This is a genomic window from Liquorilactobacillus satsumensis DSM 16230 = JCM 12392 (genome assembly GCF_001435195.1).
Classification (GTDB): domain Bacteria; phylum Bacillota; class Bacilli; order Lactobacillales; family Lactobacillaceae; genus Liquorilactobacillus; species Liquorilactobacillus satsumensis.
Genome location: NZ_AZFQ01000012.1, coordinates 1 through 25406, shown reverse-complemented (window position 1 = coordinate 25406; position 25406 = coordinate 1). Strand labels below are relative to the sequence as shown.

Annotated in this window: 23 protein-coding genes; all 23 read left to right on the top strand. The window is 40.9% G+C overall.

What is annotated here, in order from left to right:
- The 23 genes from ftsE to whiA all read left to right on the top strand — a co-directional run bounded on the left by ftsE (position 1) and on the right by whiA (position 25346).
- Complete coding sequence (gene ftsE / locus FD50_RS00980; RefSeq protein WP_056959625.1) at positions 1 to 699, top strand: cell division ATP-binding protein FtsE; 699 nt, start codon at positions 1 to 3, stop codon at positions 697 to 699.
- Positions 680 to 1567, top strand: coding sequence for a permease-like cell division protein FtsX (ftsX, locus tag FD50_RS00975; RefSeq protein WP_056959623.1), 888 nt, complete (start codon positions 680 to 682; stop codon positions 1565 to 1567). The genes ftsE and ftsX overlap by 20 nt, the downstream gene beginning before the upstream one ends.
- A gap of 219 nt (positions 1568 to 1786) precedes the next feature.
- Entirely contained in the window at positions 1787 to 2938 is a 1152-nt protein-coding gene (locus FD50_RS00970) for a PDZ domain-containing protein (RefSeq protein WP_056959621.1), read from the top strand.
- A 16-nt stretch (positions 2939 to 2954) separates the two neighbouring features.
- The gene (locus tag FD50_RS00965; RefSeq protein WP_054757833.1) at positions 2955 to 3689 is read left to right on the top strand and encodes a response regulator transcription factor; all 735 of its coding nucleotides are present in this window, start codon (positions 2955 to 2957) and stop codon (positions 3687 to 3689) included.
- Complete coding sequence (pnpS, locus tag FD50_RS00960) at positions 3667 to 5085, top strand: two-component system histidine kinase PnpS (protein WP_235803429.1); 1419 nt, start codon at positions 3667 to 3669, stop codon at positions 5083 to 5085. The genes FD50_RS00965 and pnpS overlap by 23 nt, the downstream gene beginning before the upstream one ends.
- Before the next feature lie 193 nt (positions 5086 to 5278).
- Entirely contained in the window at positions 5279 to 5953 is a 675-nt protein-coding gene (gene phoU, locus FD50_RS00955; RefSeq protein ID WP_082610385.1) for a phosphate signaling complex protein PhoU, read from the top strand.
- Positions 5954 to 6055: 102 nt separating this feature from the next.
- Positions 6056 to 6373: a PspC domain-containing protein gene (locus FD50_RS00950; RefSeq protein ID WP_054757831.1), complete on the top strand. Its 318-nt coding sequence runs from the start codon at positions 6056 to 6058 to the stop codon at positions 6371 to 6373.
- Positions 6374 to 6399: 26 nt separating this feature from the next.
- A complete protein-coding gene (locus tag FD50_RS00945; protein WP_056959619.1) occupies positions 6400 to 6750 on the top strand; it encodes a phage holin family protein in 351 nt (116 codons plus the stop codon).
- A gap of 71 nt (positions 6751 to 6821) precedes the next feature.
- The gene (gene hprK, locus FD50_RS00940; protein ID WP_056959617.1) at positions 6822 to 7763 is read left to right on the top strand and encodes an HPr(Ser) kinase/phosphatase; all 942 of its coding nucleotides are present in this window, start codon (positions 6822 to 6824) and stop codon (positions 7761 to 7763) included.
- A gap of 15 nt (positions 7764 to 7778) precedes the next feature.
- On the top strand, positions 7779 to 8615 hold the full coding sequence (gene lgt, locus FD50_RS00935) for a prolipoprotein diacylglyceryl transferase (RefSeq protein WP_056959615.1): 837 nt from the start codon (positions 7779 to 7781) through the stop codon (positions 8613 to 8615).
- Positions 8616 to 8626: 11 nt separating this feature from the next.
- A complete protein-coding gene (locus FD50_RS00930; protein ID WP_056959613.1) occupies positions 8627 to 9649 on the top strand; it encodes an NAD(P)H-dependent glycerol-3-phosphate dehydrogenase in 1023 nt (340 codons plus the stop codon).
- An 80-nt stretch (positions 9650 to 9729) separates the two neighbouring features.
- Complete coding sequence (trxB, locus tag FD50_RS00925) at positions 9730 to 10668, top strand: thioredoxin-disulfide reductase (protein ID WP_056959610.1); 939 nt, start codon at positions 9730 to 9732, stop codon at positions 10666 to 10668.
- Positions 10669 to 10871: 203 nt separating this feature from the next.
- Positions 10872 to 12599 (top strand): phospho-sugar mutase, encoded by a 1728-nt coding sequence (locus FD50_RS00920; RefSeq protein WP_056959608.1) that lies wholly within the window; start codon positions 10872 to 10874, stop codon positions 12597 to 12599.
- Between the two features lie 532 nt (positions 12600 to 13131).
- Positions 13132 to 13647 (top strand): transcription repressor NadR, encoded by a 516-nt coding sequence (locus FD50_RS00915; protein ID WP_228887821.1) that lies wholly within the window; start codon positions 13132 to 13134, stop codon positions 13645 to 13647.
- A gap of 90 nt (positions 13648 to 13737) precedes the next feature.
- A complete protein-coding gene (locus FD50_RS00910; RefSeq protein WP_082610384.1) occupies positions 13738 to 15171 on the top strand; it encodes a nicotinate phosphoribosyltransferase in 1434 nt (477 codons plus the stop codon).
- Positions 15172 to 15304: 133 nt separating this feature from the next.
- Positions 15305 to 17308 carry an excinuclease ABC subunit UvrB gene (gene uvrB / locus FD50_RS00905; protein ID WP_056959604.1) on the top strand — a complete coding sequence of 668 codons (2004 nt, stop codon included), beginning with the start codon at positions 15305 to 15307 and terminating at the stop codon, positions 17306 to 17308.
- A gap of 31 nt (positions 17309 to 17339) precedes the next feature.
- Complete coding sequence (gene uvrA, locus FD50_RS00900) at positions 17340 to 20174, top strand: excinuclease ABC subunit UvrA (RefSeq protein WP_056959600.1); 2835 nt, start codon at positions 17340 to 17342, stop codon at positions 20172 to 20174.
- Between the two features lie 72 nt (positions 20175 to 20246).
- The gene (locus FD50_RS00895; RefSeq protein WP_054757991.1) at positions 20247 to 20720 is read left to right on the top strand and encodes an S-ribosylhomocysteine lyase; all 474 of its coding nucleotides are present in this window, start codon (positions 20247 to 20249) and stop codon (positions 20718 to 20720) included.
- Between the two features lie 503 nt (positions 20721 to 21223).
- A complete protein-coding gene (locus FD50_RS00890) occupies positions 21224 to 22075 on the top strand; it encodes a PhzF family phenazine biosynthesis protein (RefSeq protein WP_056959598.1) in 852 nt (283 codons plus the stop codon).
- Between the two features lie 208 nt (positions 22076 to 22283).
- Positions 22284 to 22439, top strand: a complete 156-nt coding sequence (locus tag FD50_RS12625; RefSeq protein ID WP_156653463.1) for a hypothetical protein — start codon at positions 22284 to 22286, stop codon at positions 22437 to 22439.
- A 32-nt stretch (positions 22440 to 22471) separates the two neighbouring features.
- Positions 22472 to 23356 (top strand): RNase adapter RapZ, encoded by an 885-nt coding sequence (gene rapZ / locus FD50_RS00885; RefSeq protein WP_056959596.1) that lies wholly within the window; start codon positions 22472 to 22474, stop codon positions 23354 to 23356.
- A complete protein-coding gene (locus FD50_RS00880; protein WP_054757992.1) occupies positions 23353 to 24375 on the top strand; it encodes a gluconeogenesis factor YvcK family protein in 1023 nt (340 codons plus the stop codon). The genes rapZ and FD50_RS00880 overlap by 4 nt, the downstream gene beginning before the upstream one ends.
- 20 nt (positions 24376 to 24395) lie before the next feature.
- Positions 24396 to 25346: a DNA-binding protein WhiA gene (gene whiA / locus FD50_RS00875; RefSeq protein ID WP_056959594.1), complete on the top strand. Its 951-nt coding sequence runs from the start codon at positions 24396 to 24398 to the stop codon at positions 25344 to 25346.
- Positions 25347 to 25406 lie beyond the last annotated feature (60 nt).

Here is a 25406-nt window from a genome sequence, read left to right as displayed (position 1 = left end):
TTGATAGAGTTCAAACATGTTTTTAAGAAGTATGCAAATCAGGTTGTTGCTGTTAACGACTTTAATATTAAGATCCAACAAGGAGAGTTCGTGTATGTGATCGGGCCAAGTGGAGCGGGGAAATCGACTTTTATCAAAATGATGTATCGGGAAGAAAAACCGACATCTGGGCAGATTAAGGTCAATGATTATCAGCTAGAAGAAATCAAAAATAGCAAGGTTCCCTTCTTACGCAGAGAGTTAGGGGTTGTTTTTCAGGACTTTAAATTGTTACCCAAACTCACAATCTTTGAAAATGTTGCATATGCACTACAGGTAATTGAAAAACAGCCTGCTGCAATTAAGGCGAGAGTTGAGCATGTTTTGGGATTGGTTAAATTGGCTTCCAAGGCGCCAGCATTTCCCAACGAACTTTCAGGTGGAGAACAGCAGCGTGTTGCAATTGCCCGCGCAATTGCAAATGAGCCCAAAATTTTGATTGCAGACGAACCAACGGGTAATCTTGATCCCGAAACAGCTGCAGGCATTATGGAAATCCTTGAAAGGATTAATCAGCAAGGTACAACGGTGGTAATGGCTACTCACAACAGCCACTTAGTGAACGAATACCGACACCGCGTGATTGAAATTGAAGGTGGACGCGTGATTCGCGATCAGGACGAAGGGAGATTTTTCCAAGATGAAGCTAGCAACTTTTAAACGACATCTCATTGAAAGTTTTAAAAGTCTGAAACGCAATGGGTGGATGTCCGTAGCAGCTTTTAGTGCGGTCACCGTGACTTTGCTTCTAGTCGGAGTGCTGTTGTCAGTTTTAATGAACGTGAACAAGATTGCGGCTGATGTTGAAAATGATGTACAAGTACGTGTGCTGATTAATCGTGGGACAACACAAGCACAACAAACTAAATTGAAAAATAAACTTGAGAAACTAGCTGAAGTTAAAAAAATAACGTTTTCAAGTAAAGAAAATGAATTAAGCAAGGTAGTAAAGAGCTACGGCAAAGGCTTCAAGCTTTTTGGTGGCGACGGCAATCCGCTGTATGATGTTTTCATAGTCCAAGCAAAAAAGCCACAGCAAACCGTACGGGTAGCGCAACAGGCGAAGAAAATGAGTTTTGTCTATGATGCAAAATACGGCGGAACTTCTGCTAAGAAGATGTTTGCAATTGTTGATAATATTCAAAAATGGGGCTTAGGTATCAGCTTATTGCTGCTGTTTGTAGCGGTGTTCCTAATTTCAAATACGATTCGAATTACCATTCTTTCGCGCCAAAATGAGATTTCTATTATGCGGTTAGTGGGTGCGACAAATAGTTTTATCAGATGGCCTTTTATTCTTGAAGGAGCGTGGACAGGATTATTTGGCGCGGTCATACCTTTAGTAATCGTTAACTTTGGATACGTGTGGACGCATCGGGTGCTCTCCCAAGCACTTGCAAGTACTAGTTATCGCTTGTTGACTCCGGGGACTTTTCTGCTTGAAATTGACGCTCTCTTAATTTTAATTGGAATTTTTATTGGAGCGCTTGGAGCAGGTTTTTCAATGCGTCGCTTTTTGAAAATTTAATTTCATTTCAAAAGAAATGGACATTACCATGACAACTGGAGTGTCGCGTGCGGGTTATTAATTTAGTTATAGGGCTGGACCAAAACTTAGGTTTTGGGCGCAGCCCTATAATTATGTCTTAGAAACAGAATTTTTTTGTGATTAAAGCTAAGCGGGCTTTGTGCTCGATTTGATTAATTGGTATACTTAAGTTTGAGAAAAAGCTTAGGAGCTGTAATTATGTTGATGATAAAATTCATTTTGTTATGGGGATTGCAACCAGTCTTTTGGTTTGGCTTTTTAGCAACAAGTTGTGCGCATTTTTTGCGGATCAAGCATGAGCGTGAGCATTATCACGTTGCTATTAACCGAGATTTTTATGAAGGACGGCATTATTTGAAAAATGGGTTCATTTTTTCATTACTGGGTTCAATGCTGTGCCTCGGACTGGGTGTGGTTTTTCCTATAAAATGGATTTTTATGTATAGTATCGCGGCTATCTTAGGAATAATTTTCAGTGTTTTTTGTGATGCCGGTTTATTCTTTTTACTGAGTGCATGTCTGCTGCCGATCGGTGTCCACTTCCTACAGACGTGGTTTCCACATACCAACATGCTTCAGCTTGAGAAGCTTGTGCCGCAGAATTTTAATGGCACAGCATTCCTATTGCTATGCGCGCTTTTCTTCTTATTTAGATGGTTGCTATTAGGACGTTTTTCTCCCGAATTTTTGACTCCTAAAATTAAGCAAGGCAAACGGGGTCGAAAACTGGCTTCATATAATTGGCGGGAATTAACCGTTGTTCCTTTAGTAGTTTTGATTCCAGGCAATTTTTCTCAAAATCTAATTCCGTTTTGGCCTTTAGTAACATTTCAAGGGCAGCATTATAGTTTCTTTGTACTACCTTTACTAGTTTCGGGTAGCTTGTGTATTTGGCGAACCGCAGTCACTGTAGGTGTTGCGCAAGCCCGCAAAAATGCGGCACAGCTGCTGGGATTTTGTCTGTTAGGTGCCTTAATAACAGCAGTAGTTTCACAAGCGGTTGGTGTAGTTTTTCTTTTATTGGTTTTGATGGTCGTCTTGCGCTTTATTAGAAGATATGCCAAGATGAAGAAGCAAGGAAAATGGTACGTGGAGACTTATAATGGCATTCGCGTGATTGCAGTTCGCCCCAATACTCCGGCAGCCAAAATGCAACTGGAACCCGGCGATGTGATTCTTGAATGTAATGGCAAAACCGTTGTGAATGAAGCTGAGTTCTATGCAGCATTGAAACTTGTACCAACCTTTTGTCGTCTCAAAGTCAAAACTTATGCAGGCGAGTTAAAGATTGCTGAAAGTGCGATCTTTGCTAACTCACCTCATGAAATAGGTTTAGTATTATTTCACTGATTTTGGAGGGAACATTTTGAAGAAAATATTAGTTGTCGATGATGAAATTTCGATAGTCACATTGTTGAAATATAACTTAGAACAGGCCGGCTATGAAGTGGCAACTGCAGTCGATGGCCAAACAGCACTTGAAATGGCCAGAAGCAACGGATTTGACTTTATATTATTGGATCTGATGTTGCCTCAGATGGATGGACTGGAAGTTACAAAACACTTACGCCAAGAAAAAATTAAAACGCCTATTATGATTTTAACGGCAAAAGGTGAGGAATATGACAAGGTTATTGGGCTTGAGTTGGGGGCCGATGACTATATGACGAAACCTTTTTCTCCACGTGAAGTTATTGCACGGATTAAAGCAATTGCGCGTAGGACAGAAAATGCGACAGATAAAGATGGAAAAGCGAGCGATCGCATTGCAGAAGAACGGACTGAATACTTTGAGTTTCCTGACTTTTCAGTTGATTTGGTTAATTATACCGTGACTAAGGATGGTCAAAAAATCAAATTAACACCCAAAGAGTTTGAACTGTTGACCTATTTTATTAGAAGGCAGCATCGCGTGTTAAGTCGTGATAAACTTTTAAACGGTGTTTGGGGTTTTGATTATGTAGGACAGACTCGAATGGTCGATATGCATGTCAGTCATTTACGTGAGAAGATTGAAAAAGATCCGAAAAAGCCACACTACATAGAAACTGTGAGAGGTTTTGGATATCGTTTTGAGGGTGAAGCAAATCAAAATAATTAAAACTTTTTGTAGCGATGTTGTGATTATTTTTCTTTTTTTGGCAGCAATTTTTTTACTAGTGATACAGCAATCCGGTGTGGCTGTACGCCATGCGTGGAGTTTTGAGACATGTTTTTTATTGCTGGTAACTGCAATGATCTTAGCGGCGGTCGATGTTTGCGGAAGATTTCTGCGGTTTAAGAAGCGTAAAGATGAATTGCAACTCTTAAATGCTAGATTGGATGACATTATTGATGGGAGAAAGCCTAAGCATGTTTTGCTGGATCCCACTGATCCTTACTATGAATTATCACGCACAATCAGTGCTGTCCAAAGCATGAAAAATGATCTTTCTAAAAGTTTTGTCACGCAGCAACGCGGTTATTTTTCGTTGATCGAATACTTAACAATTGGTGTTTTGGTTTTGGATCAAGATCGTAAGATCTACCTTAGTAACCATGCCATGAGTGATTTGATCGGGCGTGAGATGAATCTTAAGGGACAAATTTATGTTAATGTCTTGCGGACTTATGAATTAAGCCAGTTGATTGAGAAGGTTTATCAGGATAAACAGGATCAGCATGTAGAAATTAAATTAGATTTTTCCGCTAAGATTGTAGATGCGCATGTCGTTTACGTTCCGGTAAGCGAGCATCATTTCTTAGTGATGGCGCTCCTTTATGATATTACAGAATTAAAAGAGATCGAAAGAATGCAAATGGATTTTGTTGGTAACGTCAGCCATGAGCTCAAAACACCGATCACGGCAATTACCGGTTTCAGCGAAACGCTTTTGCAAGGAGCAATGAATGATCCCAAGGCTTTGAATGAATTTTTGAACATTATTCATCAAGAAAGTTTGAAATTGACTGAGTTGGTGGAGGATATTCTGTCACTTGCAAGAATTGATGCCAGCCCTGAACTCAAATTGGTTGAAATCGATCTGCGGCAGTTTTTAATCGAACTTTTAAAATCTTTCAGACCGGAAATTAATAAAAAAGAAATTCAAATTTACATTGAAATCCCAAGTGGATGTGTTGTGCAGGTAGATCAAAACAAATTGCGTCACGTCGTCAATAACTTGGTGCAGAATGCGATTAAATATAATAATCGTAAAGGAAAAGTTTGGCTTAAAGGAACAATCAAAAAAGATTTTTGGTTTATCAGTGTGACTGATAATGGCTATGGGATTCCCAAGGATGAAAAAGATCGGATTTTTGAAAGATTTTATCGGATTGATACTTCGCGTTCTCGTCAAAATGGAGGCACCGGATTGGGGCTTTCAGTTGTGAGGGAATATGTAGAAGCAATGTCTGGAAAGATTACAGTTGAGAGTCAAGTTGGCGTTGGCTCAACGTTTACGGTAACATTTCCAGTAGTGTTGCCAAAAAAAGAATTGAATAACGAAGCTGAATAGCGGCGGGCTGTATCGATGCTTGTTAAGAGCTGGATACAGCCTGCTTTTAAAATAAAATCAAAAAAAAGCTGATTTAATACTTTTGAGAATTGCACGAAGTCAGAGAAAAGTATAGAATCAAAATAATCAAGAGCTTTTGCGTTTTATTTGGGGATGAGACTATCAAAGTTCAAGCAGGCTGGGGGTGAAGGAATTGAGAAAGACTTTCAATAATGAATTGAACAAAATGCATGTACGGTTTGCAGAGATGGGGATGATGACCCACGAGGCAATCTTTCGTTCAGTTAAAGCTTTTGTCGATCATGACAAGGAACTTTCCCGCGAGGTAATTGCCCGCGATCAGGCAATTAATGAGTGTGAGAATGAACTTGAAAAGATGACCTTGGAAGTCATTGCGCTTTATCAGCCAGTGACTGCTGATTTGCGGGATGTAATAACCATTTTGAAGGCTAGCTCGGATATCGAACGAATTGGAGATCATGCAGTCAGTATTTGTCATGCAACCATCAAAATGAAAGGGAGCCAGCGGATTGCGGCAGTTGAAGTTGAAATTGCCAAGATGGGTGACTATACATGTTCAATGGTTGAGCAGGTTCTTGACGCCTACGTCAATCGTGATCTTGAGGCTGCTTACAAGCTTGCAAAGGAAGATCGCTTTCTTGATCAAGAGCTGAAAAAAATTCGCTCTCTTTGCATGAAAGTTATGCAACAAGAACCTGATGCAGTGTTCAGTGGGTCGTATTATATTTCAATTGCAACTTATCTTGAGCGAATTGGTGATTATGTAACTAATGTCTGCGAATGGATTGTTTTCTTGCAACTTGGTGAGATTGTCGAGCTTAATCCCAGCGCACGCAATGAGCTATAGTTTTGTTTAAGTTTGCCGCACTTAGTTTGCTAAAAATCAAATGAAAATGTACAATTTTCATAGGTAACGTTACACAAGATTAAGTTTAGGAGGCTTGTTTAAATGAATAAAGATGCTAAAAAAATCAGGAGATCGTCAAATCGGTTAATTGCTGGTGTATGTGCGGGCCTGGCTGAATATCTTAATCTGCAGCCTTGGATTGTGCGCGTAATTTTTTTGATATTAGCCCTTGTGCCACATCTGACTTTTTGGATGATCTGTATTTATGTCATGCTGATTGCATTGATACCAGCAGTTGAAAGCAATCCTTTCACGGCCCTTTTTTCGTTGTTTGGAGAACAAAAGACGTCAGCAAAGGAAGATCATTCTAAAAATAAACGACGCATTATTAAAGATGCACGTGAAAAAGATATTCATTAAAAAAGAAAAATTTAGGAGGAATTTAGATGTCATTCTGGCGACGTGTGGTGGTGAACGCACTCGTATTTATAGCTACGGCAGGTTTTTTTTCGCAGTATTTTCATGTTGCTAACATATGGGTTTCACTAATTGCTGCGTTTGTGCTGGGCTTATTAAATATGTTTGTCAAGCCTGTTTTGCTGATTTTGTCGCTACCAATCACTTTTGTTACGCTTGGTCTTTTTTACTTTGTCATCAATGCTTTGATGCTTGAGATGACTTCTTTTTTAATTGGGGATTCATTTAAATTTGCAAATTTTGGGGCGGCATTTTTAGTAGCCTTGATTTTAAGTTTTGTTAATTTGATCATCACTAATTATTTTCAAACGGATCATTAGTTAAGTTACACACCAAAGGAATTGTAGTAGAAGGAAAGCTGTTTAGAAAGCTTGTGCAGGAGGTCTTTAGGGTGGATAACGCTGTAAATGTACAAAGTCTAGTTGAAGCAACGGGGTTGAAAGTTTTTTCTGGCGGAAAATATTTAAAAACTAAGCAGATTTATGCAAGTGATATTTCACGTCCTGGTTTGGAATTGACGGGCTATTTTGATTATTATCCTGCTGAAAGAATTCAGGTTCTCGGAATGACAGAAATTTCTTATGCCCGAAAAATGGATCAGGATAAGCGTAAAGAAGTGATGGCTAAGTTATGCGCTGATGCTGCGACACCTTGTTTTATTATTTCACGTTATTTACCTGTTCCAGCAGAACTGGATGTTGCTGCTAAAAGCAATGGGATTCCAGTTTTAAGATCAAAGCTTCCCACGACACGCCTGCTAGCCAAGTTGACAGATTTTTTAGAGTCCCAATTGGCCGAAAGAAAGTCTTTGCATGGAGTCTTAGTGGACATATATGGTTTGGGAGTCTTGATTACAGGTGATTCAGGTGTCGGTAAGTCTGAAACAGCACTTGATTTGATTAAAAGAGGTCATCGGCTAATCGCAGATGACCGGGTCGAAGTTTATCAAAAAGATGAGCAGACTATTAGAGGTGAGGCTCCTAAAATCTTGAGGCATTTACTCGAAATCCGCGGAATTGGAATTATTGATGTCATGAATCTTTTTGGGGCAGGAGCAGTGCGGGCAGAAACTGATATTTCATTGATTGTCCACTTGGAAGACTGGGGACCGGATAAACAGTTTGATCGGCTGGGCAGTGGGGAACAAAAATTCAAAATTTTTGATGTGGAAGTTCCACAGATTGCGGTTCCCGTTAAAATTGGGCGCAATCTGGCAATTATAATTGAAGCAGCGGCGATGAATTTTCGTGCCAAAACAATGGGTTATGATGCAACAAAACTTTTTGAAAATAATCTGAATAATTTGATTAAAGAGAATTCAAATGAACAGTAAGGATGTGTTTATTAAGTGAATTATCTATTTGGCGCCCTTAATCCCGTGGCGTTTTCGGTGGGGCCGCTTGAAGTGCACTGGTATGGAATCATCATTGCCAGTGCAGTTGTTTTGGCGGTGATTTTAGCAGTTCGTGAGGGAAAACGGCGCGGCATCAGCGAAGATACTGTCTATGATTTACTGCTGTGGGCCATGCCTTTTTCAATTATTTCTGCCCGCATCTACTATGTGATTTTTCAATGGAGCTATTATTCTCAGCACCTTAATGAAGTTTATCGTATCTGGGATGGTGGCATCGCGATCTATGGTGCTTTGATCGGTGCAATTATAGTAATTATCTTTTTTTGCCGGCAAAGGCAGATTCCGGTTTGGTTATTATTGGATGTGATTGCCCCTACGGTAATTATGGCGCAAGGAATTGGACGCTGGGGTAATTTTATGAATCAAGAAGCACATGGAGTTAAAACGACACTTAGCTTTTTGCAAGAATTACATTTACCAGAGTTTATTATTCGACAGATGAATATTAAGGGTACATATTATCAACCAACCTTCCTGTATGAATCAGCATGGGATCTTGCAGGTTTTGTGGTGCTGCTTGGACTGCGCCATCGGAAAGGCCTTTTTAAACGCGGCGAAGTTTTCTTTGGCTATGTAATTTGGTATTCCTTTGGTCGTTTCTTTGTTGAAGGAATGCGGACCGATAGTTTGATGCTTGGTTCATTGCGTGTTTCACAGTGGTTATCCGTTATTCTTTTTGGTGGGGCAATTGTGTGGTTGCTTTTACGGCGCTACTGGAGGCCGCTTGATCCGTGGTATCTTGATGGAACAAAAGATGTATTTGAAAAATAGGAGTGGTTGTTTTGTGTGAAAAAATTGCAGTGATCGGTGCCGGATCTTGGGGAAGTGTACTTGCCAATATTTTAATTTTAAATGGTAAGCAGGTCTGCATTTGGTCGCGCAGGCAAGAACAAGTAGAGGAATTAAATAATTTACATACAAATGAGCACTATCTTCCCAAGCTGAAATACGATCCACGTTTAGAAGCGACCACTTCTTTAGCAAGGGCGCTTGCAGGAGCAGATGTGATCTTATTCGCAATTCCTACCAAGGCGATTAGAGCAATGGCACAGCAGGTTGCAACCTTGCTTAAAGCTGGGGCACACCCGGTGATTGTGCATGCCAGTAAAGGATTGGAATTGAAGACACATAAACGGATTTCCGAGATTCTTGCAGAAGAAATTCCCAGTGAGAATCGTGCTGGAATTGTGGCACTTTCAGGTCCCAGTCACGCTGAAGAAGTTGCACGGCATGATTTAACCTTAATTACTGCGGCAGCAAAAGATAAGAAAGCCGCGCAGTGTGTGCAGAAAATTTTTATGAATGAATATTTCCGCGTGTATACAAATAGCGATATCATCGGTGTTGAATTAGGTGCAGCTTTTAAAAATATTATTGCCTTAGGTGCGGGGGCATTACATGGTTTAGGCTATGGTGATGATGCAAAAGCTGCTTTAATGACACGCGGGCTAGCTGAAATTGCACGTCTAGGGGTGGCACTTGGTGCTGATCCGATGACTTTTATTGGATTAACCGGAGTGGGTGACCTAATAGTGACATGTACCAGTGTGCATTCACGAAACTGGCGTGCTGGTGACCAATTAGGTCGCGGACAAAAATTAGCGGATATAGTTGCAAATATGGGAATGGTGATTGAGGGCATCAATACCACTAAGGCTGCCTACGAATTAGCGCAGCAAAAGCAGATTGAGATGCCAATTACTGAGGCAATTTATGAAGTTCTTTATCAGGGGAAAGAAATTAAAGCAGCGATTGCAGATTTGATGAAACGTGAAGGCCGCTCGGAAGAAGAAACAAATTACTAGCATGCTTACAATTTGTAAGCTATAATGTGACGGAGTCCTGAATGAAAGACATTGAGGAAGAGAAGGAAGGGTGACTTAATTTGGTAAAAAAATATGATGTGATTATCATCGGAGCTGGTCCAGGAGGAATGACGGCGGCTTTGTATGCTTCACGTGCAAATTTGTCAGTGCTGTTGCTTGATCGTGGCGTCTACGGTGGACAGATGAACAATACGGCTGAGGTTGAAAATTATCCTGGATTTAAGTCCATTCTTGGACCGGATCTTGCAAAAGAAATGTACGAAAGTGCCACTCAGTTCGAAGCAGAGTACGCTTATGGAACCGTCGAAAGTGTTACGGTCTCACCTACAGGGATTAAAACGGTAAAAACAGACAGTGCTGAGTTTGAAACACATGCCTTGATTATTGCCACGGGTTCACAATATAAGAAACTCGGTATCCCGGGTGAAGAAGATTATAGTGGACGTGGTGTTTCCTACTGTGCTGTCTGTGACGGTGCTTTTTTCCGTGATCGTGATGTGGCAGTTGTCGGAGGTGGGGATTCTGCAATTGAGGAAGGCTCTTATCTGACACAGATGGTTAAAGAAGTTAATGTAATTCACCGACGTGATCAGTTACGCGCACAGCAGATTTTGCAAGAACGTGCTTTTGATAATCCTAAGATTGACTTTACGTGGGATACGATTGTCACTCAGATTGAAGGTGACGGACAGAAAGTCACCGGTGTGAAGACGCATAACAAGAAGACAGGTGAGGATAAACTGCTCCCGGTTTCGGGCGTCTTTATCTACATTGGTCTGTTGCCCATGACTGAGACCGTCAGTCACTTAGGAATCACAGATGACGAAGGCTGGATCATTACCAATGAAAAAATGGAAACGAAAGTTCCCGGAATTTTTGCAGTTGGTGATGTCCGCAAAAAAGATTTACGCCAAATTGCAACTGCAGTTGGTGATGGCAGTATCGCAGGGCAAGAAGCCTACAATTACCTTGAAACCGTTAAAGATGTCCAGCGATAATTAGCAGATCAAGAAATACTTTAATAAAGCTCTTGTTTAAGAACTGTTAAAAAACAGGTACTTGAATGAGGGCTTTTTGAATGGATCTGAAATCAAATGCAGGATTCCAATTTTTTTACTTAACTGGTAAAGAATTTCTCTTTTTTGTATAAAAGCGGTTTATTTATAGTATACTATCAGTAGAATAATTTAGGAGTGATTATGTGAGCTGGAAAGAAAATTATACCGCATGGACAAATTTTGCTGGCCTCAATCAGCAGTTGCGCGGCGAACTTGAAAAGATTAAAAATGATCAAGAAGCGCAAGAAGATGCTTTTTATGCACCTCTTGAATTTGGAACAGCGGGGATGCGTGGAGTCCTCGGAGCCGGAATTAATCGGATGAACATTTATACAGTCAGACAAGCTACTGAGGGACTGGCTTTATTCATGGATACTTTAGATGAGAAGCTAAAAAAACGTGGTGTGGCAATCAGTTTTGATTCAAGACATCATTCCCAGGAATTTGCGCATGAGGCTGCCCGTGTTTTGGGGGCACATGGAATTCCAAGTTTTGTTTTTGAAAGTTTGCGTCCAACACCTGAACTTTCATTTACTGTGCGTCATCTAAAAACATATGCAGGTATTATGATTACGGCAAGTCACAATCCTAAACAATATAATGGCTATAAAATTTATGGTGAAGATGGCGGTCAGATGCCCCCTAAAGAATCTGATTTGATTACTAAATTTGTACGGCAGGCAAATGATTTGTTCAATATTAAAGTAGCAGACGAAAACGACCTGCAGGCTACGGGATTAATGAAGATCATTGGTGATGAAGTCGATCAAGCCTATTTAGCTGAGGTTGACCAAGTTACGATTAACAGGGACCTTGTTGCAAAAGAAGGCAAAACACTGAAGCTGATCTTCTCGCCGCTGCATGGCACTGGAGCAGTTTTGGGTGAAAGAGCTTTAAAGCAAGCAGGATTTACCAACTTTACGATGGTCAAGGAACAAGCTACTCCCGATCCAGAATTTTCGACAGTTACTAAGCCCAATCCGGAAGACCCAGCTGCTTTTAATCTAGCAATTGAACATGGTAAAAAAGAAGATGCCGATCTGCTGATTGCTGTTGATCCAGATGCTGACCGCTTGGGAGCTGCAGTGCGGCAGCCTTCTGGTGCATATCAATTAATGACAGGTAATCAGATTGCTGCGGTGATGTTAAATTATATTCTGACTGCTCACCAAGCAGCAGGAACATTGCCTGCGAATGCGGTAGCTGTAAAATCGATTGTTTCAAGCGAATTTGCGACTGCAATTGCCAAAAATTACAATGTGAAAATGATTAATGTGTTAACAGGGTTCAAATTTATTGCTGAACAAATTAAAGACTATGAACAAACAAAAGCACATACCTTTATGTTTGGTTTTGAGGAGAGCTACGGATACCTTATTCGACCGTTTGTCCGCGATAAAGATGCGATTCAATCACTTGTTATGCTGGCAGAGGTTGCTGCTTACTACAAGAGCAAGGGACAAAATCTGTATGATGGGTTGCAGGAGCTTTTCAACAAGTATGGTTTCTTTGCAGAAAAGACGATTGCGTTAACTTTTGATGGCGTCGAAGGTGCCACAGAGATTAATACTTTGATGGCTAAGTTTAGAAAAGCTGCACCTAAAGCATTTGCAGGTGTTTCTGTGGCTGCAATGGAAGACTTCTCGAATTCTGAAAAGAAGACCGCAGAAGGTACGGTGACCAAGATTGAGCTGCCTCAAGCCAACGTTTTGAAGTATATTCTGACAGATGGTTCATGGCTGGCGGTTCGTCCTTCCGGGACAGAACCAAAAATTAAGTTCTATATTGCAACTGAAGCACAAACGCAGGCCGAAGCATTGGCCAAAAGGGAACAATTTGCAGACGAGATTCTGGCCTTTGCCAAAAAATAACGAAGACTGCATGTTTGGCTGTGTGAGTACCTGCAGTGAAATGTGGGAATTCAAGCAGTGGGACTGAGAGTGTGACATAGGTCGGGAAAATTTGAGTGCTAACTCGAAATTACGAACATAGCGAGTACTTTGCTATGAGTAATTCGAGGTTAGACGGAGAATTTTGACTTATGGAACACGTTTATCCGGAATAAAAGAGAGAGTGTGACATAAGTCGGGAAAATTTGAGTGCTAACTCGAAATTACGAACATAGCGAGTACCTTGCTATGAGTAATTCGAGGTTAGACGGAGAATTTTGACTTATGGAACACGTTTATACGGAAAAAAGAGGGGCTGTGCCAAAATTTAACTTTTGTCACAGCCCCTAGTCCTCTCTAATATTATGCGGTGCTTATGTCTGCAAGGGGTCGCTTAATGCACATGTCAAGGTTAGACTAGTTTTGCATTTACCAAAAATGAGTAGGTTGTCGATAAATTATCATAATTGCTATTTGGGTTTTTTAATGCAAGTTCAGGCGAGGTGGTGACAAGATGAAAAGAAATAATGTAGAGCGTAGAGCCGCGCTCAAAGATGACTTGTTGAATAATGAGGTTGTGAGCGCAAGCGAGTTGGCGCGCAAGTACCAGGTTAGTCGGCAAACGATTGTGGGCGACATTGCGTTAATGCGTGCACAGGGAGAAAAAATCATTGCTACTGTGAACGGCTATAAATTTAAAACGAAAAGTGCTTCTTTCCATGGCATACTTGTCTGCCAGCATGACTTTAAGCAAACGCGTTTGGAACTTGAAACAATTGTAAAAGCAGGCGGTGAAGTTTTAGATGTTACGGTGGATCACAATGTTTATGGTCAGTTAGTGGGGACACTGGGAATTGCGACTGAAGCTGATATCAATGACTTCATGAGCCGCGCTGTGCATGGCAAGCATAAATTGCTCTCTAGTCTTACAAATGGAATTCACCTGCATAACATTGCCTGTGAGAGCGAAAAAAAATTTGACGAAATAAAACGCAATTTAGGAAGCTTGGGGTTGCTTTATAAGGAGTAAGCTTGACTGCTGCGGTAGATAGGTATAATTTAAAGGTATTAGATGTCTTTACATCCCTACCGGCCTGTAAGACAGAGTTGGAGGAAACAGATGAAATCACGTAACTTAACGCTTTTGTTAGACTTGTACGAGTTAACGATGGCTAATGGTTTTTTTGAAGAAGCTCCCCAAAAAAGAGGTTACTTCGATCTTTATTTTCGTAAAATTCCTGATAAGGGTGGCTTGGTAATTTATGCTGGACTTGCACAAGTAATCCAGTATCTGAATGAATTGCATTTTAGTGAGTCTGACCTTGATTATCTTAAAAAACTCGAGATCTTTTCGCCTAATTTTTTGGAATATTTGCGGACTTTTAAATTTGAGTGTGATGTGTGGTCCGTTGAAGAAGGAACTCCAGTTTTTCCAAATGAACCTTTGATTACAGTCAGGGGACCGCTGGTTCAGGTCCAACTGTTAGAAACAATGCTCTTGAATATTGTTAACCACGAGTCTTTGATTGCTACAAAGGCACGCAGAATTTGTATGGTAGCACGTGGACGTTCCGTGATGGAATTCGGTTCACGCCGCGCTCAGGGAGCGGATGCGGCAACTTATGGTGCGCGGGCAGCTGTGATCGGCGGCTGCTCTGGAACAGCAAATGTGTTGAGTGCAAAACTCTTTGGGTTAAAACCGCTTGGGACAATGGCACATAGCTGGATTCAATCGTTTTCTTCTGAAAAAGAGGCTTTTATGGCATGGAAAAAGATCTATCCGCATAATTGTCTTTTACTGGTTGATACTTATGATGTTTTGCACTCCGGCGTTTTGAATGCATTAGAAGTTTTTAAACAGTTAAAAGAAGAAGGTATTCAAAGTAATCTTGGAATTCGGATTGATTCTGGTGATATTACGTATCTGACAAAGCAAGCTAGACGCATGCTCGATGATGCCGGATTTAAGGATGCAACAATCACGGTTTCAAATGCACTTGACGAAGATGTAATTCAAAACGTGCTTGAAGAAGGCGCTTCGATCGACAGTTTTGGGGTAGGAGAAAAGTTAATTACCGCTTCTTCTGATCCAGTTTTGAGCGGAGTGTACAAGTTGGTAGCTACTCAAGAAAATGGTGAGATTATTCCCAAGATCAAGCTCAGCAACACAGTTGAGAAAACTACTATTCCAGGGTTTAAAAATCTTTACCGGCTTTATGATGATGATGGGCAAGCGCGTGGTGATCTTTTAACATTGGATGGAGAAAAAATGCGGCATAACAGCCAACTTTTCAATGCGGATCCAAATAAAACATATCAAAAAAAGAAGCTGCGCGGGTTGCAGTTGAAACCACTGCGGGTGCAAGTTTTTGCTAAAGGAAAGTTAGTCTATCAGGAACCAGAAACGATGGAGATTCAAAGAACTTCGCAAGCAAAACTGGCGACATTGCCAGCAGCATGTCTGCGTTTGAAAAACCCAGATATTTACGATGTCTATTGGACGCGGCAACTTAAAGAACTGCGGACTCAAATGATCGAACAGTATTCCGAATAACTGAATTTAAAAGCGTGCGAAAGTATGTTCGCTATGTTAGAATAATAAGGCGTGATAGTAGACCGTGACGAGTCATATTGTCATGGCCTTTTTTGCAGTTAATAGCAATCAAAATAACAGGGGGTTGGCGAACGTGATAGAAAGACAAGAAGAGCGTGAATTTGACTTAGTTTCTGGGTATCAGCCGACAGGTGATCAACCGACAGCTATTCAAGAACTCTCTCAGGGAATCTTGCAAGGTGAAAAAGCACAGGTTCTTTTAGGAGCAACCGGAACCGGTAAAACCTTTACGATTTCCAATGTTATTAAAAATGTCAACAAACCGACACTTGTCTTAGCGCATAATAAAACTCTGGCAGGGCAGTTATACAGCGAATTTAAGGAATTTTTCCCGAATAATGCGGTGGAATATTTTGTCAGTTATTATGATTATTATCAACCAGAAGCGTATGTACCCTCAAGTGACACCTATATAGAAAAAGATTCAAGTATTAATGACGAAATCGATAAGCTTCGTCATTCGGCTACCAGTTCGCTGCTTGAACGCAATGATGTGATCGTTGTCGCTTCGGTCTCCTCAATTTTTGGATTAGGGGATCCTAAAGAATATAAGGCACATACCCTATCTTTACGTGTGGGGCAGACATTGGAGCGTGATACTTTACTGCGGCAGCTGATTGATATTCAGTTTGAAAGAAATGACATTGATTTTCAGCGTGGGCGTTTCCGGGTTCACGGAGATGTAGTTGAGATTTTTCCGGCTTCACGGGATGAACGTGCCTTACGGATTGAATTCTTTGGAGATGAGATCGATCGCATTCGTGAAGTTGATGCGCTTACCGGTGAGATCGTAGCTGAGCGGGAACATGTCTCGATTTTTCCAGCAACTCATTTTATGACGAATGACGACATTATGGATAAAGCCATTGCGGGAATTCAAGCAGAATTGGCAGCGCAACTTGAAAAATTAAAGGGTGCAAATAAGTTGTTGGAAGCGCAAAGGCTTGAGCAAAGAACCACCTATGACATTGAAATGCTGCGCGAGATGGGGTATTGCTCAGGAATTGAGAATTATTCTAGGCATATGGATGGGAGAAAACCTGGTGAACCCCCATATACCCTTTTAGATTTTTTCCCAAAAGACTTCCTGCTTGTAGTGGACGAATCGCATGTTACGATGCCACAGGTTCGTGGAATGTATAACGGAGACCGTGCGCGGAAACAAATGTTAATTGATCATGGTTTCAGGCTTCCCAGTGCACTTGATAACCGGCCGTTAACTCTGACAGAATTTGAGCAGCATATTCATCAAATAGTCTATATGTCCGCAACACCAGGTCCTTATGAGTTTGAGCAAACAGATAAGATTGTCCAGCAGATTATCAGACCAACAGGACTTTTGGATCCTTTAATCGAAGTGCGTCCGATTATGGGGCAAATGGATGATCTTGTGGGTGAAATCAACAAACGAGTTGCTCGCCATGAACGTGTTTTTGTAACGACACTCACTAAAAAAATGTCCGAAGATTTGACAGATTATCTTAAAGAATTACAGATCAAGGTTAAATATCTGCATTCTGACATTAAAACATTGGAGCGAACGAAAATTGTGCGTGATCTTAGATTAGGAGTCTTTGATGTGTTGGTAGGGATCAACTTGTTACGTGAAGGAATTGATGTACCTGAAGTTTCTTTAGTAGCAATCCTTGATGCCGATAAAGAAGGGTTCTTGCGTAGTGAACGTTCGCTGGTACAGACCATTGGGCGTGCAGCGCGCAATGAAAATGGACGTGTGATTATGTATGCCGACCATGTCACTGATTCAATGCAAGGCGCAATTGATGAAACAAAAAGACGGCGCAGTATCCAAGAAAAGTACAATGAAGAGCACCATATTGTGCCACATACTATCAAGAAAAAGATTCGTGCACTGATTTCAATTACGAAACCGGTGCGCGGTGGCAAGTCAGAAAGTTTCAGCACACTAGAGTTTAAAGACATGGAAGAAAAACAGCAGCAAGAAACGTTAATCAAATTGGAAGATCAAATGCGGGCAGCGGCCAAACAGTTGGACTTTGAACAGGCAGCAACCTTGCGTGATACAATCATTGAATTGAAAGGGCAAACTGGCAAATAGTTGGATTTATTGAGAGGAAGAAGGCAACGGTTTGGGACAAAATAAAATAGTGATTCAAGGGGCACGAGCACACAACCTGAAAAATATCAACGTTACAATTCCTAAAAACAAGCTGGTAGTGATTACTGGTTTGTCGGGATCTGGCAAGAGCTCACTAGCATTTGATACTTTATATGCTGAAGGGCAACGGCGTTATGTGGAAAGCCTTTCGGCGTATGCCCGTCAATTTTTAGGTCAAATGGATAAGCCAGATGTCGATTCGATTGACGGTCTTTCTCCAGCAATCTCGATTGATCAAAAAACGACTTCGAAAAATCCACGTTCGACGGTCGGGACCGTCACAGAAATAAACGACTATCTTAGGTTGTTATGGGCCCGAGTTGGGACACCCATTTGTCCGAATGATGGTCATAAGATTACAAGTCAGTCACCTGAACAGATGGTTGATCGTGTTTTAGAACTTCCTGAAAGAACAAAAGTCCAAATTCTCGCGCCAGTTGTGCGCGAAAAGAAGGGACAACACAAGAAAATCTTTGAAAAAATTAAACGTGATGGTTTTGTGCGTGTGCGTGTCGATGGTGAAATTCATGAGATTGAAGAACCCTTGGAACTTGCTAAAAACAAAAAACACTCTATCGAAGTGGTGGTTGATCGGCTTGTGATCAAACCCGAAGTTCGTTCCCGGCTGTTTGATTCTTTTGAGGCTGCGCTGCGTCTTTCTGAAGGATATGCAAATGTCGATGTGCTTGAGGGAAAGTTATTGCAATTTTCTGAAAACTTTGCATGTCCTTATTGTGGCTTTACGATTGGCGAACTTGAGCCCCGGTTATTTTCTTTCAATGCACCATTTGGAGCATGTCCAGATTGCGATGGCTTAGGAATCAAACTTGAAGTTGACCGTGATTTGGTGGTACCTGATACAACGAAAACATTGGCAGCGGGTGCGATTGAGCCCTGGAATCCAATAAGTTCACAGTATTATCCGACACTATTAGCACAAGCTTGCGCTGCATTTGGGATTTCACTTGAGACGCCTTTTGAGAAGCTTTCTCAAGCAGAACAACGGACAATTTTATACGGGGCAAATGGACGAACTTTCCATTTTCATTATGAAAATGATTTTGGCGGTGTGCGTGATGTCGAGGCACCCTTTGAAGGAGTAATTCCTAATATTGAGCGACGCTACCATGAAACAAATAGTGATTTTACCCGCGATGTGATGCGCAAGTATATGACAAGTTTGACTTGTCAGACTTGTCATGGTTATCGTTTGAATCGTAAAGCTTTGGCAGTCAAGATAAACGGCAAGCAGATTGGCGAAGTTTCGGATCTCAATATTGCCGATGCCCTTGATTTTTTCAAGCAGCTTTCCTTTGGGGAACAGGACGAAACAATCGCACGCCCAATTTTGAAGGAAATAAAAGACCGCTTGACTTTTCTGATTAATGTCGGACTTGCTTACTTAACGCTCAGCCGCTCAGCTCGAACTCTTTCTGGGGGAGAAGCACAGCGGATCAGACTGGCGACCCAGATTGGGTCGAATTTATCCGGTGTCTTATATATTCTTGATGAACCTTCGATTGGATTGCATCAAAGAGACAATGATCGATTGATTGACTCTTTGAAGAAAATGCGTGATTTAGGTAACACATTGATTGTGGTGGAGCACGACGAAGACACAATGCGCGCAGCTGATTATGTAATTGATATTGGTCCAGGAGCTGGGAGTGCTGGCGGTCAGGTGATGGCAGCCGGGACGCCTAAGCAAGTTGCACGCAACAGTAAGTCGTTAACTGGGCAGTATCTTTCAGGCAAGAAGTTTATCCCTGTTCCGCCTAAAAGAAGAGCAGGAAATGGGAAAAAGATCGAATTGCTAGGAGCGGCTGCAAACAATTTGAAGCAGATTGATGTGGCGTTTCCCTTAGGGACTTTTATTGCTGTGACCGGAGTTTCCGGCTCAGGCAAGTCAACGTTGATTAATTTAATACTGAAGCGCGCATTGGCTCAAGAGCTAAATCATAATTCAGAAAAACCAGGTAAATTTAAGCGTCTTTTAGGAGCAGAGAACCTTGAAAAAGTAGTTAATATTGATCAAAGCCCAATTGGTAGGACTCCGCGAAGTAACCCGGCAACCTATACGAGTGTCTTTGATGATGTGCGTGGACTTTTTGCGCAGACCAACGCTGCCAAAATGCGCGGTTACGGCAAGGGGCGTTTTAGTTTTAACGTTAAAGGCGGACGCTGTGAGGCCTGCAAGGGCGATGGAATTATCAAAATTGAGATGAATTTTTTGCCGGATGTTTATGTTCCATGTGAGATCTGTCATGGTGCACGTTATAATTCTGAGACCCTTGAGATTGAATATAAAGGGAAAAATATTGCCGATGTTTTAGATATGACAGTTGCAGAAGCGTTGGAATTCTTTAGTGCAATTCCTAAAATTAAACGAAAGCTGCAAACAATTGTGGATGTTGGGCTCGGATATGTCAAACTTGGACAACCGGCAACAACGCTCTCAGGCGGAGAAGCACAAAGAATGAAGCTTGCCTCAGAATTGCATCGTAAGGCAAATGGTAAAAGTTTCTATATTTTGGATGAACCAACCACAGGGTTACACACCGATGATATTAAAAATTTATTAAATGTTTTGCAACGCTTGGTAGATAAGGGCAACACGGTGCTGGTGATTGAACATAATTTGGATGTGATCAAGAGTGCTGACTATCTGATTGATCTAGGACCTGAAGGTGGCGACGGTGGTGGCAGGGTGATCGCAACTGGAACACCGGAAGAAGTTGAAAAAAGCACTGTTAGCTATACCGGAAAGTATTTACATCAGGTTTTAGAAAGAGCACGCAGGCATTGAGCACTTGCTTTTTGGGGGTGAAATGCTTAGAGTAAGTTTGGAAGGTTAATTCTAAAAAAGGAGTGTTTAATGATGGCTAAGGTTGAAAGTTTTACTTTGGATCATACAGCAGTGAAGGCACCATATGTGCGGTTAATTACAATCGAAAAGGGTCAAAAAGGTGACGAGATCTCGAATTATGATCTGCGGTTAGTGCAGCCAAATGAAAATGCGATTCCAACAGCTGGGTTGCATACAATTGAACATATGCTCGCGGGATTTTTGCGCGACCGTCTTGACGGAGTGATTGATTGTTCACCATTTGGTTGTCGTACAGGATTTCATTTGATTGTTTGGGGTGAACACGACACTACAGAAGTTGCTAAAGCTTTGAAGGGCGCTTTGGAGCAAATTACTAAGTCCACATGGGATGATGTGCAAGGAACGGATATTCGCAGTTGTGGTAATTATCGTGATCATTCACTGTTTTCTGCACAAGAGTGGTGCAAAAAGATTTTGGCAGCAGGAATTTCTTCCGATCCATTTACCCGTAAGGTTGTTGATTAGAGTAGCATTGATGAGCTTAAGTCGATGCTGCGTAATCCGCTGGTTACAATAAAAGTTTGGATTACGGAAAATGTAAAAATATGTTTTTGAGCATATTTAGCAATTAAATACTGTCGTTAAGAGAGTGTGACATAAGTCGGGAAAATTTGAGAGCTAACTCGAAATTACGAACATAGCGGGTACTTTGCGATGAGAAATTCGAAGTTAGACGGAGAACTTTGACTTATGGAACACGTTTATCCGTAATAAAATAGGGGTTGTGCCAAAAGTTAACTTTTGGCACAGCCCCTTTTTATTTTGAGTTAAGAAAGTAGATAATTGACATTATAGTTAATAAGTTTCGGAGTTTATCACGACAATGAAAAAGTGGTGACAAGCTCACATTTGTTGGGCGTAGCTCAGGTGGCGCTAATGGCAATATTATTGTAATTATGTACATAAATTGATATACTAACTAAAATAAAGTATCGACTAAATCAATTTTTGAATAGGAGACAAATAAAATGGTTGAAGTACATGTTGTAAGTGCCTTTAGTAAGGACAATACTGGGGGTAACAAAGCCGGTCTTGTTTTTGATAGACCTGATTTGAATTCAATTCAAAAAATGGCGATCGCCAAAGAGTTAGGCTATGCTGAAACTGCTTTTATCACTAAGTCAAACTTAGCAGATTTTTGTTTAGAGTATTTCACACCTACAGAGGAGGTACCGCTCTGTGGACACGCTACAATAGCTACTTTCGCATTTTTGAATTTGATGAACAAGTTATCTAAAAATGAATATACGATAGAAACAAAGTCAGGTATTTTGTCCATGAGAATTGATTCAGACGGTATGGTATTTATGGAACAAAATGCTCCTACTTACGCTGATGTTCTTTCCCTCGATTCATTTAATAATTGTTTAGATACAAATTCAATCGACCCAAAATTACCAATTCAGATTGTATCTACAGGATTATGGGATATTCTTTTACCAATAAAATCAGGTGAAGAGCTTAAAAAGTTAGCGCCTGATTTTGACGTTATGACTGAATTAAGTAAAAAACATGATGTTATTGGTGTTCATGCTTTTGCGTTAGAAGATAAAGAAAATAACATTACTGCAGTTTGCAGAAATTTTGCACCACTTTATGAGATCAATGAAGAATCTGCGACAGGAACTTCTAACTGTGCGCTAGCTTGTTATCTATTTAAATATGTTGAAAAGAAGTCGCAATATATTTTTGAGCAAGGGTATAATCTAAATAATCCAGCAAGAATTGTTGTTAACCTAACAACTCATGATGACATGATTGATGCCATCTTTGTTGGCGGCTATGGTTATCTTGTAGAAACAAAATCAGTAGCTGTTTAAATTAATTAAGAATGAATTAACAGTAGACACAGTCTCAAATGTACAGAGCTGTGTTCTTTTGAATATGCCATGCATAAGGTAGGCAATCGATTATGGGCTAGAAAGGGTTTAATCGATCTTAGGACCATAAGGAGCAGCGACAAAATTGTACACCGATATGCTATTATGATTTTAACGGAACGCCAAACTAGGAACACAGTGTTATTTTTTGGATCGTAGTAAAAAGTCTAATGAAATGGTTGCTGCTTTTAAACTCTTTGATGAACATTATGGCAAAGCTGTGCGGGCTGTGATGGCTGAGTGTCGTGTTTATTTTTATGAAAAAGCAACAAAGGATGAAGACGGCACACCCGGTGTGTTATAATTGCCTGAAGGCTTTTGGATGGAGGATTGAAGATGGAAAAACAACTAAAACTTGTTGTTGTAACCGGAATGAGCGGGGCAGGCAAAACAGTTGCAGTTCAGAGCTTTGAAGATCTGGGCTATTTCTGCATTGATAACATGCCCCCATCACTGCTGCCTAAATTTTGGGAACTGGTGCGCGAATCCGGCAAGATTGACAAAGTTGCGTTAGTAATTGATTTACGTTCCCGTGCTTTTTATGATGAAATTATTGAAATGCTGCGTAACTTAGGCAGCGATGGGTTAATTGATGCAAAGATCCTTTTCTTGGATGCTTCCGATGAGGAACTTGTTGCACGCTATAAAGAAACCAGACGCTCGCATCCTTTAGCGATGGAAGGCCGCTTGATGGATGGAATTAGACTTGAACGTGATCTGTTAAAAGATATCAGATTAAAAGCCCAACTGGTGGTCGATACAAGTAAGTTGACACCTCGACAGTTGCGTGAAGAGATCTTTCATAATTTTGATACCAGCAAATCAACTTCATTTCATATCGAGGTTCTTTCATTTGGTTTCAAGTACGGTTTGCCAATTGATGCTGATATCGTGATGGATGTTCGTTTCCTGCCTAACCCGTACTACATTGCTGATTTGAAAAATAAAACAGGGCTTGAGCAGCCAGTCTATGATTATGTGATGGATTCTGATAAAACCACTATTTTTTACCAGCAATTTATGACTTTATTGCGTAATATTATTCCCGGTTATAAAAAAGAAGGGAAAACTAGTTTAACAATTGCAATTGGTTGTACCGGCGGGCAGCACCGTTCTGTGGCACTTGCGGAACGGATTGGTAGAGCTTTAGATGAAGAGTATCCTGTTAGGATTTCACATCGAGACGTTACAAAAAGGAAGGAGACGACTAACCGCTCATGAGAAGAAAGCCAGGCTGCAAAAGCCAACGGCCACATATTGTTGTGATCGGTGGAGGGACAGGACTTCCTGTAATTTTAAAGGCTTTGCATAAAAAAAATGCCGATATTACTGCAATTGTTACGGTAGCTGACGATGGAGGTTCGTCAGGTGTTATTCGTGATTATATCAATGTTGTTCCTCCAGGTGATATTCGGAATGTTTTAGTTGCACTTTCAAATATGGCGCCCATTTATAAACGAATTTTTCAATATCGCTTTATTTCGACAGATCAATTTTTCTCTGGACATGCGATTGGTAATCTAATCATTGCCGCTTTATCGGAGATGAATGATAATGGTATTTTTAATGCCGTGCAAGAGCTCTCACGCATGATGGACGTTGAGGGACATGTCTATCCGGCAGCCAACGAACCCCTTGTCTTGAATGCCCAATTTTCCGATGGGAGCGTACTAGCGGGTGAATCTGAGATTTCTGCGGCTGAAAAGACCATTGAAAGGGCTTGGGTGTCAGGCAGCGATGGGGCACCACCACGTGCCGTTGATGAGGTTATTGCGGCGATTATGGATGCTGATCAAATCGTTTTAGGACCAGGCAGTTTATTTACAAGCATTTTACCCAACTTGATGATTTCAAACTTGGGTGCTGCTGTTTGTCAGACTAGTGCAGAAGTCATTTATATTTGTAATATTATGACCCAAAAAGGTGAGACTGAACATTTTACTGATGCAGATCATGTGCGGGTTTTGAATCGGCATATGGGGAAGCAGTTTATTGATACTGTCTTGGTAAACACAGAGCCCGTTCCAGCCGACTATATGGATCATCAAAAGTATGGAGAATATCTGTATCAAGTTAAACATGATTTCAAAGGGTTACGTGAGCAGGGATGCCGCGTGATTTCAAATAATTTCCTGGAACTGCGAGATCATGGTGTTTTCCATAATGGTAATCAAGTTGTGGATGAATTATTGCGGTTGACAGGCAGACCGCTATCATGGTTTGACGGTGAGTTTAATTAGGCCTAAAGGAGGGGATTCCATTGTCATATGCGAGTGATGTTAAGAAAGAACTTACGACTTTGGAAGTTCACTTTGGAAATGCTAAAGCGGAGTTAATGGCGCTAATTCGGATGAATGGCGCCGTGAGTATCATTAATCATCATTTTGTTTTGAACATCCAAACTGAAAATCCTGCGATTGCGCGCCGAATCTATCAATTGCTAAAGAAGTTTTATGATGTTGAAAGTGAATTGCTGGTTCGGCGTAAAATGAAGCTCAAGAAAAACAATCTGTATATTGTGCGACTCAAACGCGGCAGCGAAACGGTGTTAAATGATTTAAAAATTTTAGATGATTATCATTTACAACCGACACTTCAATTAGATTTACTAACTGATGATGCACAGATTCGGTCATATTTACGGGGCGCGTTTTTAGCGGCCGGCTCAGTCAATAATCCAGAGACTAGCAGGTACCATTTGGAGATCTATTCACTTTATGAAGAGCAGAATAATGCAATTTGTCAATTGATTAATCGTTATGGGTTGAACGCCCGTAAGACGGAAAGACGCAGCGGGTATATTACCTATCTTAAAGAAGCAGAAAAGATTGCTGACTTTTTGTCGCTGATTGGTGCAACAAATGCAATGCTTAAATTTGAGGATATTCGGATTGTGCGCGATATGCGCAATTCTGTGAATCGGATTGTTAATTGCGAGAATGCTAATATGAATAAGGTGGCGGATGCCGCTAATCGGCAAATTGAAAATATCAAATATCTTGATGAACGGATGGGGCTCAATAAGCTTCCGCCTAAGTTGCAAGATGTTGCGCGTACCCGGGTGACCCATCCAGAGATTAGCCTAAAGGAATTAGGTGAAATCGTTCCTGGAGGTCCGATCTCTAAGTCAGGAGTTAACCATCGCTTACGTAAGTTGAATGAATTGGCAACAAAAATGCGTGCAGGTTTAGAAGTTTCGGAATATAAATAAGGCTAGAGAGTGTGACATAAGTCGGGAAAATTTGAGTACTAACTCGAAATTGCGAACATA